General features: G+C 37.9%; 7 protein-coding genes and 2 pseudogenes. 4 read left to right on the top strand and 5 right to left on the bottom strand.

What is annotated here, in order from left to right:
* The 3 genes and pseudogenes from SKA34_RS22645 to SKA34_RS01900 all read right to left on the bottom strand — a co-directional run.
* Nucleotides 1-171: pseudogene (locus tag SKA34_RS22645) on the bottom strand (IS66 family transposase); the annotation flags it as partial.
* A gap of 59 nt (nucleotides 172-230) precedes the next feature.
* Complete coding sequence (gene tnpB, locus SKA34_RS01905; protein WP_006643801.1) at nucleotides 231-584, bottom strand: IS66 family insertion sequence element accessory protein TnpB; 354 nt, start codon at nucleotides 582-584, stop codon at nucleotides 231-233.
* The gene (locus tag SKA34_RS01900) at nucleotides 581-901 is read right to left on the bottom strand and encodes a hypothetical protein (RefSeq protein WP_004998436.1); all 321 of its coding nucleotides are present in this window, start codon (nucleotides 899-901) and stop codon (nucleotides 581-583) included. Before SKA34_RS01900 ends, tnpB begins: the two co-directional genes overlap by 4 nt.
* Before the next feature lie 336 nt (nucleotides 902-1237).
* Between SKA34_RS01900 and SKA34_RS01895 the strand changes: the two genes are divergently transcribed.
* The gene (locus tag SKA34_RS01895) at nucleotides 1238-1918 is read left to right on the top strand and encodes a YdcF family protein (RefSeq protein WP_006643800.1); all 681 of its coding nucleotides are present in this window, start codon (nucleotides 1238-1240) and stop codon (nucleotides 1916-1918) included.
* A 111-nt stretch (nucleotides 1919-2029) separates the two neighbouring features.
* On the opposite strand, the gene SKA34_RS01890 is transcribed toward SKA34_RS01895, so the two are convergent.
* Entirely contained in the window at nucleotides 2030-2386 is a 357-nt protein-coding gene (locus SKA34_RS01890; protein WP_006643799.1) for a YibL family ribosome-associated protein, read from the bottom strand.
* 275 nt (nucleotides 2387-2661) lie between these two features.
* On the opposite strand from SKA34_RS01890, the gene SKA34_RS01885 reads away from it, so the two are divergent.
* Nucleotides 2662-2988, top strand: a complete 327-nt coding sequence (locus tag SKA34_RS01885) for a DUF4144 domain-containing protein (protein WP_232284198.1) — start codon at nucleotides 2662-2664, stop codon at nucleotides 2986-2988.
* A 68-nt stretch (nucleotides 2989-3056) separates the two neighbouring features.
* Here the strand turns inward: SKA34_RS01885 and SKA34_RS01880 are convergent, their stop codons facing one another.
* Entirely contained in the window at nucleotides 3057-3935 is an 879-nt protein-coding gene (locus tag SKA34_RS01880; RefSeq protein ID WP_006643797.1) for an AraC family transcriptional regulator, read from the bottom strand.
* A gap of 326 nt (nucleotides 3936-4261) precedes the next feature.
* On the opposite strand from SKA34_RS01880, the pseudogene SKA34_RS01875 reads away from it, so the two are divergent.
* Both SKA34_RS01875 and SKA34_RS01870 read left to right on the top strand, forming a co-directional pair.
* Nucleotides 4262-5697 (top strand): annotated as a pseudogene (locus SKA34_RS01875) (PTS transporter subunit EIIC).
* Between the two features lie 198 nt (nucleotides 5698-5895).
* Nucleotides 5896-6513, top strand: a complete 618-nt coding sequence (locus SKA34_RS01870; RefSeq protein ID WP_006643794.1) for an HAD family phosphatase — start codon at nucleotides 5896-5898, stop codon at nucleotides 6511-6513.
* Nucleotides 6514-6559: the final 46 nt, after the last annotated feature.

Below are 6559 nucleotides of genomic sequence, written 5' to 3'. Positions count from 1 at the left end.
GCGTTTTGCGAACTGGCGGTCGAAAGCCAGTTTGAGTTGCTCAAGCAGAGATTGACGCTCTTGTTTCCACTGAGATTCGCTGTGTTTTTGCAACGCCAACAACTCTTTCACCATCGCTTGTAGCTCGGCAACATCTTGGCTTTCTGGGTTGATATTTGGCGTCTTTTTCATGGCATTTATTATACTAAAGTCATGCCGTTAACGCTTGGTGGATATAGCTTTATTATCGATTAAGTCATTGTAAAATCGTTTATTTGAACGGGTTTATGGCCGATAATCGTGAAGCCAGAAAGCAGTCTATCAAGCTCGCATTGAGTCAGGGTAAACACGTCATTTTTCTCTTTTGACGGCCATTTATACTTGGCTTTTTCAAGGCGTTTATACCAAAGTGCAAAGCCTGTTTTATCCCAGTACAACACTTTGATTTTGTCGCGCTGTTTATTGGTAAACAGGAATAGTGCGCCGCTTCCCAAGGGTAAATCGGTGTCACTTTCGATAATCGCCGCGAGGCCATTGATGGACTTTCTAAAATCGACACTCTCACGATACAGATAAATATCTGGTGCACTTAGCATATGTTTCATGACAAGGCTCCAATGAGTTCTGCCAGGTAGGCAGCGGGCGTGCCTTGAGGAATACTCAGCTCAACGTCGTTGACAAAAAGTGTCATATTCGCGGTAGGTATTTGCGTCATATGGTAACGTGTTGTCTGCTCTACAACGTTTGCTTTGACGAAGCCGTTAGTCTGTGGTGTTTGAAGGTGTGTTAACTGTTGGCGTTTGGCATGAAACGTGGAAAGACTTAATCCGTGATGTTCACAAAAAGCACGTTGAGTGAGTTGGCTGGATTCATAGCACTCAAACAAAGTCTGCCATTCTTGATTGGTACGTCGTGTTGCCATTTTAAATCTCCTTTGGATTGGAGATTTGATCTTATTCTTCGAGTAAAGTGATTAGAATGCGGTGTTTATGGCACGCTTACCATTGTTTTATATAATAACAAGGCATAAGCAGTATAGCGTTTTGATGAGTACAACATACTTACTGTTACTTATTGTGATTATCAAAATTGGAACAGTTTTATCAGTATTAAGTGAGCTTCTTATCTTTGTCATTATGCAATCATAACTAAGACGCATTATGCCACTTATCCCTAGTTGAAAAACAAAGTAGGGTTGTATCAATAGCGTTAATTATCAGACATTATCTATTCATCTTGCTGCGAATAAGGACGATTTATGCCTAAACGAATTTATGAACTAGCAACCATAATCTGGGATTATCACCAGTTGAATCACGAGATAGTAAAGAGTGATTATATCTTTGTGCTAGGAAGTAATGATGAACGTGTCGCTGAGCGAGCGGTAGAGCTTTATAAACAAGGACTAGCACCTTATATCATTTTCTCAGGTGGTGTCGGTGAGCTTACCGAAGGCTTATTCAATACTTCTGAAGCCGAACATTTTGCAAAAATAGCGTTAGATATGGGTGTACCAAAAGGGGCGATATTGATTGAGCCTGAATCGACCAACACGGGAGAAAATGTACTTTTTACCCGTCGTTTATTACAGCAAAAAGGGCTGACACCGAGAAGCTTTATTCTTGTACAAAAGCCCTTTATGGAGCGACGTACACTGGCGACATTTGAGCAACAATGGCCCCACATGCAAGCTATCGTGACATCACCACAAATTAACTTTGATGATTATGCCAATGATGCAATCAGCTTTGGTGATTTGATTAATGTGATGGTTGGTGATTTACAACGGATCCGTTTTTACCCTGAGTGTGGATTTTCAACACCACAACCAATGCCTAATGAAGTATGGGATGCGTTTGAACGTTTAGTAAGCTACGGCTTTGATCAGCATTTATCAACAGAATTAGCAGCAAAGCGTCTTAAATCTTCTATTGGGTAGACACTAAGACGTGAGTGATAGGGTGTTTAATCGCTAATCTGATTGTTTATCTTTTTGAAAGTAAAAAGGCGAACAATAATGTTCGCCTTTTTCTTTGACACTTAAAGTCTATTAAAATGCTTTAGGTGCGTAACCTGTAACTTCTTTTAGACCCATGCTACGGCCTAAAGCCGTCATTGGGTGAACAACAACTAGGCCTTTAACTGTTTTTTTCAGTTTGCCCATATCTGCTTGTTCAGCTTTAGTTAGTACACGGTTAAAAGCAAGAGACTTAACATCTTTACCTTTGCTACTCACTTCAGATGATTTACGGTGTTTAACGTTTTGAGCTTTTTTATTCAGCTTTGTAAGCTCATCTTTAAACTGTTTGATGATAACTTTGTCATCTCGTTGAATAGCAGCAGCAAGTTTACGCTGGCACTTGTCCATACGGTTATTAAGATTTTGAAGCTCTTGGTTTAAATTCATGTGTTTTCATTACCTTCGTATTTACGCTCGCAATACACCAAATCGCAGTGTTTTCAGCGAGTAGGGTATTGAGTTCTGAATATTATACCTTATATATGCTAAATCGTGACCAATATCATGAAAGTATTTTTATTTCAGCTATACAGCAGATTTTTTGGCTGCATCACCGGTGTTTTTGTCGCAAGGATTAGTGATTCTTTAGCCATTTGTCGGATAATAAACTGTACTTCTGGTGTGGTTCTCTTTTGATACATAGTGATGCTTAAAAGGTAAAAATGATGATTAACTGGCCGTGTTTTTTTAAATTAGAAGGTGATGATGAACTCATCTACCTAAGATCTGAAACTGAATTAATGGATGAATGCCAATCACTTATTTGGTGTGATGCTGATGTTATCGTCGATAGCAATGGTCAACAGTTTACGTTTTCTCTTTCCAAAACCAATACGTTTTTATTTCAAATAAAAGGTGATCTTTTATCATTAGAAGCCGTTACGGTTTTGATTCAAGCTCATGAATTTTCAAAAGCAGAAATGTGTTTAACCAAAATTCAGTTCAAAGCGATAGATGATGCGATTGAATCATTGTCATACCATAAATAAAAGATTCGTTTATTTCTTATCGTTAAATTCACCAAATTGTTTCTATCCAGAGAGTTAAAACAAACCTTTTAGACTTTAGCATCAAGTTTATACGTACGCCGATATTCACGCGGAGTCATATTTTTATATTGTTTAAACTGGCGGTTAAAATTAGCTTGATTTCGATAACCGACTTGCTCTGCAACATGAGAAATCGGATCACTGCTTGATACCAATAATTCAGATGCATGGTTTAAGCGAAGCTTCTTTAAATATTGGATAAACGTTTCATTAAAATGTTGTTCAAATAAGCGATGAATAGTGCTTTCACTGGTACAGATAAAGTTAGCCACATCTTCCAACGTTAAAGGTTCAGAGTAATGTTGATCGATAAAGGCACACAGACGTTCAATTTTTTCTTTATTACATTGGTCGTGGTTTTTGCTTTCGACATTATGAGAGAGCAACGTTTGACTGGCTTTATCTTGGCAAAGCGCTTCTAATATATGAATTAAGGTAGCCAACAAATTAATCGGATCAAAATGTTTTTCATCGATAGTCTCGACAATAGTGATCACTTTTTGGGTAGTATCTGGGCTAAAAAGTAAACCTTTCTCTGCTCGCTTTAGTAGCGAGTCAACTTTTCTCAACTCTTGGCAACTGAACATCATATTCGCGATCCAGTCTTGCTTAAACCACACCACAAAAGTTTCATAATCCTTATGATCGGGTGTGCTAATTGACTCGATACCATGAGGTACATTAGGCGCAATTAATATCATCGTGGCTTGATCAAAATCACCGTGGTAATGACCAATATGGCAGCGGGAGCGAAAGTTACGGTGGATCAGTAATTCAAATTCTTTTTGGTGATAGTGCCAGCTTAATTCTTTTGCAGGCTCTATGATTTTTTTAAATCGCCATGAGCAACCTATACGTTGTGGTACTTTTTCTAATATCGCTTTCAAATGACGCTTTCCTAAGATTATTTAGACTAAAAAACAAGAATTGATAGAAAAGTATTAAAATGTGTCAAAATAGTATCAAAATTACCACTAAAAATAAGCTTCTGATAAAAAAGTATTACTAACTGACGGATAAGTATCAAATCATGATTAGTGAAAAGATTATTGTATGGCTAAAGGCAAGGGTAGGGATAAACAATGAATGTTATCCGTATACTTTATGGTGAAATATAAATTCCCCCTTATATTTCACCTGCCTTATCTATCCTCAAAAAAGGCATACACATATGGTCAATTTCGCTTATTTCCAGCGATTAGGTAAAGCATTGATGCTGCCTATCGCGACATTACCGATAGCAGCGTTATTGCTGCGCTTTGGACAACCCGATTTGTTAGACATCTCTTTTATAGCCAAAGCGGGCAGCAGTATTTTGATAATCTCCCTTAATCTTGCTTTAGGTATTTCGGTAGGTTTATCAAAAGACGGCTCAGGTGCTGCAGCATTAGCTGGTGTTGTGGGTTATTTTATTTTAACGCAAGCGACAACGGCTATTAATCCTGATGTAAAGTTGGGCTTTTTTGCTGGCATTATCGCCGGTATTATTTCAGGGCATGCTTATAATTACTCGTATAAAGCTAAAATGCCTGATTTCTTAGCCTTTTTCTCAGGGAAGCGATTAACCCCGATTGTTGCAGGATTATGCTGTTTAATTATGGCTGTCGTGTGTGGTGAAGTATGGGTATATGTACAACAAGGTATTGATAATTTTAGTGGATGGATTGCTCATAGTGGTTATATTGGTGAGTTTATCTATGGTGTAATGAATCGTGCGTTAATACCTCTGGGTCTACATTACTTCCTGCACTCTGTGTTCTGGTTCAGTCTTGGAGAATGTACCAAAGTGTCGTATGAACTCGGTTCATCACTGCATCAGATTTGCTTAAACCCAAGTATCGTTTCACACTTATCAATAGGGCAAATGGTACCGAATATTGATGGCTCGATAATTACTAAAATTGCTGATATTACAACTCGTGGTGATTTAAACCGTTTCTTTGCTGGCGACCCAACTGCAGGGGTTTACATGGCGTGGGCATATCCAGTAATGATGGGTGGTTTACCAGGAGCAGCTCTAGCCTTAACGTTAGCATCTCCGAAAAACAAACGTAAGCTAGTCGGCGGTATGTTGCTATCACTTGCTTTTACTGCATTCTTGACTGGTATTACAGAGCCAATTGAATTAGCTTCTTATTTATAGCGCCAGTTCTATACGGTATTCATGCACTGTTGTCTGGTGTATCAATGGTGATCTGTAACTCACTTGGCATCTTACATGGTTTTGGATTCTCGGCTGGTTTGATTGATTTTGTTCTCAACTGGGGGCTTGCAACTAAACCATGGTTACTGGTGCCATTAATTGGTGCTTATTTTGTACTTTATTTTGTAATTTTCTACTTTGCTATCAAGGTATTTAAACTACCCACTCCAGCGGTTGATGATGAAGAAAGTAAAGTCTCGCCAGAAGTCGGACTAGATCCTGTCGCTTACATTGAAGCGTTGGGTGGCGAAAGTAATATTGTCTCTGTTGATGCTTGTATTACAAGGCTTCGTTTAGGTGTGAATGACTGTAGTTTATTTAATGAAGAAGCACTTAAAGCACTTGGTTCTAAAGGTGTGGTACGTATTGGTAAGCAAAGCGCACAGGTGATTTTAGGTCCTAAAGCGGAATCAATAGCCAATAGTATTAAGGCAACGATAGAATAAAACTTGGGCTAATTTTCAAGATAAAAGGAGTAACTGTTAAATCAGTTGCTCCTTTTTTGTTTACTCCTTACGTGTTATTTGAACGTGCTGTTCATTTTGAGTTCTAATTAATTGGCGTAGTTTTATAGAACTATTGATAAAACAGCTAATTACAAAATAAACATAAACTCAATTATGCGCATATCTAAGGGGTAGGTGATGGAAATCAGCAACATTAAGAATATTATATTTGATGTAGGTAATGTACTTGTTCGTTGGTCGCCTAAAGAAATAATACGCCTTACATTTGGTGACAATGTAACGCCAGAACCCTTGGCTCAATATTTATTTGGCAGTAAAACATGGATGGATTTAAATAGAGGTTTACTCACGGAGCAAGAAACAAAGTTGCAATATCAAGAACTGCACGGTTTAAGTGAATTAGAAACCAATCGCCTTTTCTATTACATTAAGCAGAGCCAAATCTTACTATTTGATTCAGTAAACTTACTGAAACGAGCTAAAAAGGCTGGTTATAAAGTTTATGCCCTGACGGATAATGTGAATGAAATCGTCACACATTTAAAATTAACTTATGATTTTTGGCAACATTTCGATGGTGAAATAGTTTCGGCTAAAGTGGGATTATTAAAACCTGAGCCTGAAATTTACCATGCACTTTTATCTAAATATGATCTTATTGCTGCTGAATCGGTATTTATTGATGACATGATTCATAACGTGCGAGGGGCACAGTCAGTGGGGGTGTCAGCAATACAATTTAAAGATGTCATACAATGTGAAAAGGCATTAACTTCACTCGGTGTCGCCTTATAATATTTACTTTACTATTATTTAAATGCCGTCTTAAACCTAATAGTTC

Source organism: Photobacterium sp. SKA34, assembly GCF_000153325.1.
Lineage (GTDB): Bacteria > Pseudomonadota > Gammaproteobacteria > Enterobacterales > Vibrionaceae > Photobacterium.
This window is presented reverse-complemented; position numbering and strand designations above follow the sequence as displayed.